The sequence below is a fragment of the Paraburkholderia ultramafica genome, assembly GCF_902859915.1.
In the GTDB taxonomy this organism is placed as follows: Bacteria; Pseudomonadota; Gammaproteobacteria; order Burkholderiales; family Burkholderiaceae; genus Paraburkholderia; species Paraburkholderia ultramafica.
The window spans coordinates 1-822 of sequence record NZ_CADIKK010000153.1; the positions used below are offsets into that span (position 1 = coordinate 1).

1 pseudogene is annotated in these 822 nt (G+C 59.5%); it reads left to right on the forward strand.

Going from position 1 to position 822, the window contains the following annotated elements:
- The first annotated feature begins 31 nt into the window (after positions 1-31).
- Positions 32-768: pseudogene (locus HV744_RS36630) on the forward strand (IS6 family transposase).
- Positions 769-822 lie beyond the last annotated feature (54 nt).

Sequence of the window (822 nt, forward strand, 5' to 3'; positions counted from 1 at the left end):
CGGCATTGTCACGTTCAGCTAAGATGACGTCATGAAGAAGACCAAATCGCTCTACCACGGCCACCGGTTCCCAGCGTCGATCATCAGCCACGCCGTTCGATGGTATTTTCGCTTTCAACTCACCTTCGTGACATAGAGGAACTGCTGTTCGAGCGAGGCGTAGTCGTCAGCCATGAATCGATTCGTCGGTGGACGGCCAAATTCGGCGCCCGCTTTGCGCATCGGATAAAGGGGGCTCGCCGCAAGCTGGGCTCGACGTGGCACCTCGACGAGATGTTCGTGACGCTGCGCGGCGAGCCTTGGCTGCTGTGGCGTGCAGTCGATGAGCACGGCATTGAACTCGACATCCTGCTCCAGAAGCGACGCGACAAGGCCGCAGCCAAACGCTTCTTCAAACGGGTGTTGGCAGCCTGTCCTGCGGCGCCGAAGAAAATCGTCACCGACCAGTTGCGCAGCTACCGGGCCGCGAAAGCGGAGATCCCAGCACTGGCGAACGTGAAACATGTGTTCGTCAAGGCCTGCGCACGCGTGAACAATCGCGCTGAAAACAGCCATCAACCCACGCGTGAACGCGAGCGCCGGATGCGAGGTTTTCGCTTGCCCGAACGCACGCAGTCATTCCTGTCGTGCTTCGGTCTGATCCGCCAGCACTTCGCGCTCAAGCGTCATCTGCTGCGCGCCTCGCTCTATCGCAAACAGCTCGCCGCGCGATTTGAAGCGTGGCGTCTCTTCACCGGCATTGCCCAAGCTCCGTCCACCTTAGGCTGAGACACGACTCTCATTGTCGATAGTTTGTCATGCGATCAGCAACGTGACAGCGCC